Origin of the sequence: Shewanella sp. 10N.286.52.B9 (genome assembly GCF_002873635.1) — a bacterium.
Taxonomy (GTDB): domain Bacteria; phylum Pseudomonadota; class Gammaproteobacteria; order Enterobacterales; family Shewanellaceae; genus Shewanella.
Window position 1 is genome coordinate 1 of sequence record NZ_MCTY01000055.1, and the last position, 3,268, is coordinate 3,268.

Below are 3,268 nucleotides of genomic sequence, written 5' to 3' on the forward strand. Positions count from 1 at the left end.
ATATAAGAATCATGCAGAACTTTATATATCATATAATAATAATAAGATATTTTATTTTAAAGCCTTTTTTAATAAAGTAATGCAGAAGGTGAGAGAGAGGAATTTTAATGAGTTTATCGGCTAGGAGTAAAATTGTGCATTTTGGCCCATTATCATCTGGCCATATACAAAAGTGGACTAAAGGACTGGTTGATGACTACGATATTTGCTACTTAACATTTCATGACGGCGATGTGGATGGCGAAAAAATATTACTGCCAACTATAATCCGTAGCAAGTTAAACTATATTCTATGTATTCCTTTAATCTTATATTATTTGATAAAGCTTAATCCTAAGATTGTTCATGCTCATTATTATTCGTCCTATGGTGTTATTTTGTCATTAATGCCGTTTGTTAAAAATAAATTTTTATCAGTATGGGGGAGTGATATTAATAATTTGAATTTTGACAATTTTTTCTTCAAGTGGTTTTATAGATTCAGTCTGTCTAGGTTTAAATATATAAATAGCGCGGCACAACATCTGTCTAAAAAAATTGAAAGTTTAAATATAAACCCTGTGGTGATTATAGAAACATATCAATATGGGATCACTATGATTCCTGATAAATTAAACTTCCAAAAGGATAAACCTAGTAACTATACGGTCAGTTTTTTTTCGCCTAGAAATTTTGATAAGCTGTATAGAATAGACTCCGTGATTAGTGTATTTAAAAAGTTATTGGTTGCTAAAAATATGAATGCTGTTCTGCATATATATGGCAGAGGAAATGAAAGTGAGACAAAATATATAAAAGGTTTATGTGACCATCCAAATGTAAAATTTATGGGATTTGTTTCACAAGAGGAGATTGTTGAAGCCGCCATAAAAAATGACATTGTAGTTTCTTTTCCGGATAGAGACGGAACGCCTCTTTCACTTCTTGAAGCCGTTGCATATGGATGTTATCCAGTATTATCAGATATTCAAGCTAATCATAATTGTTTTTCAACTAAAAATGCATTATTTGCATCTGACTCGAATGAGTTGGAGATAGCTATTTATCAATCTTATCAGTTAGTTTTACACAATGCTGAGGACTTATACTGTAGCTTAAGTAATAATTGGCGTTATGTAAAAAAAGAAGGATCATATGAAGTCAATATTGCTAAATTAATTACAGCCTATGAAAGGTTTATTTGTCATGAGTAGCTATTCATCTCAAGTTATTTTTTCCATATTTTTCAAAATTAGTTCGATAATAGTAATATTCTTCAACACCAAGCAATTAGTTTTTTTTCTTGGTGAAAATGGGTATGGCCAATGGGCACTTATATTTAGTTTGTTATCTATCGCTCCGATGTTTAATTTTGGTTTGTCGGGTGTTATCCATAATGTTGTTTCGCAAAAGCTTGAAAATTGGGAAGTTCGATTTTCATTATTGTTTAGGGCTAACGTTGGTTTAGCTCTTGCATCTGGCCTGTTAGTTTTTGGTTGTAGTTTTTTATTAGATTTACATTCTAAAACAGCTATTTTATTTTCTTTTTCAATATTTATGTTGGTATTCAGTTCTGCATTGATTAAGTACTACATGGCAACTAATCGTGCACAAATTAATGAACTTTATAATTTAATTGTCCCTTTGTTTTTCACTATGACATGTTATTTTTTGATAGAAAACCCTCAACTTTTGTCAATGAGAAAGTTAGATGCTGTTTTTCTTATTTATACTGTCAGTCAGAGTTTGATGTTGTTTTTTATTCTATGTTTTTTTGTAAAAGAAGTGAAATTAAAGTCGGTTGGCATAAAGGTTTTAAAAAATGAAATTGATCTGTTTCAGGTAGGATTGAAATTTTTTATTGTTCAAATAGTCTCTTTTCTGCTCTATAATGCAGGTCGAATATATGTTTATTATTTTTTAGATGTTGCTACAGTTACAAAATTTGATTTGTTAGCAAAAGTTTTTATGCCTGCATTATTACTCGGTGGCATGTTATTTAGGCCTCTTTGGACAGTTTTTTCTGAATGCAAGGATTATTACCAGTACGATATCAATATTATAAAGGCTGAGAAGGCTATTATTTTAATTTTGATGCTTTCTTTATTTTTGGGGGTGATATCTCCTTTTTTAATTGAATATTTATTTCATGTTCGAAATATTTCATGGTTGTCTGGTGTTTTATTTTCTTTACTCATTTGTCTGCAAGTTGCAAGCCAACCATATACTTATTACTTAAACGCAAAAGGTGACCTTAATGGTCAATTTTTAATTAATTTTTTTAGTGTTATTCTTCTTTGTATTTCTTGTTATGTATTTACGAAATATATTGAGCTGGGGCTAAATGGTATTCTGTTGTCATTATTAATATCGTACACTCCATATTTTACATACTGTAGGTTTAAAGTTAAAGGCGAAATAAGAGATGGTTTATTGGCAATGGACAAATAGGGGTTTTTTTTCTGAATATAATCTATTTATGTTTGCTAGGTTTTACTATCAGGAAATTAAAGGTAAAAAATTTTTTTGTGACTATAAAAAAAGTAATTTAGGAAGTAAAGCTTTAGGTTATTATTTCAGTGAATATGCCCCTGAAATAGATATTCCACTTTATTATGGAATTAGCCCGTATGAAAAAAACAAATTCAAGTTGTTTTATCATGATTGTTTAACTAGGATAGTTTTTGGTGATGATTTTGTGCCCCACCATAAGGCATTTAATTTTGTTTGGAACCCAGGCTTCGGAAGTATATTAGAGTCCGAATCAGGCCTTTCTGCTTTGTTTTCTTATTATGAGAAATCATGGGATTTTACTGACAAGTTTAAAGTTGAGGTTAATAATAAAATTCAGCAATTGAATCTTCCAAGCAGTTACGCTGCAATTCATGTTAGACGTGGTGATAAATTAAGAAAAGAAGCTGTGCTTAAAGAACTTTATAATTATATTAAGTTTTTGAATATTGATGATTTAAAGTGTTTATATGTGTCTACTGATGATTTTTCAACTATATCTGATCTAAAAAACATCCTGCCACCACATATTGAGTTAAAATATTTATGTGATGAAGAAAGTAACGGCCATGAGCAAAGTAAATTTAACAAAAGGCCTGATTATTGTATTGATGATGATATATCTAAATTACTTTTGGAGGTTGAAATAATGCGGCGGTCATCCAGTTTTGTTGGTAGTTTTACTTCAAATATTGGAACTGCAGTTTACATGCTGCGTCATGGAATAAATTCTTACTCAGTCGATATCGACTTTACACTATATTATAATCCTTATAGA

At 30.1% G+C, this 3,268-nt stretch carries 3 protein-coding genes; all 3 read left to right on the forward strand.

All coding sequences use genetic code 11. The annotated features are described in order from the left end of the window. The first annotated feature begins 107 nt into the window (after nt 1–107). Entirely contained in the window at nt 108–1,193 is a 1,086-nt protein-coding gene (locus BCU91_RS04385) for a glycosyltransferase (RefSeq protein ID WP_102530954.1), read from the forward strand. Further along, on the forward strand, nt 1,186–2,430 hold the full coding sequence (locus BCU91_RS04390; protein WP_102530955.1) for a hypothetical protein: 1,245 nt from the start codon (nt 1,186–1,188) through the stop codon (nt 2,428–2,430). Before BCU91_RS04385 ends, BCU91_RS04390 begins: the two co-directional genes overlap by 8 nt. Beyond that, nucleotides 2,405–3,268: hypothetical protein (locus tag BCU91_RS04395; RefSeq protein ID WP_133126572.1), on the forward strand; the 864-nt coding region annotated here is incomplete at its 3' end. The genes BCU91_RS04390 and BCU91_RS04395, both read left to right, overlap by 26 nt.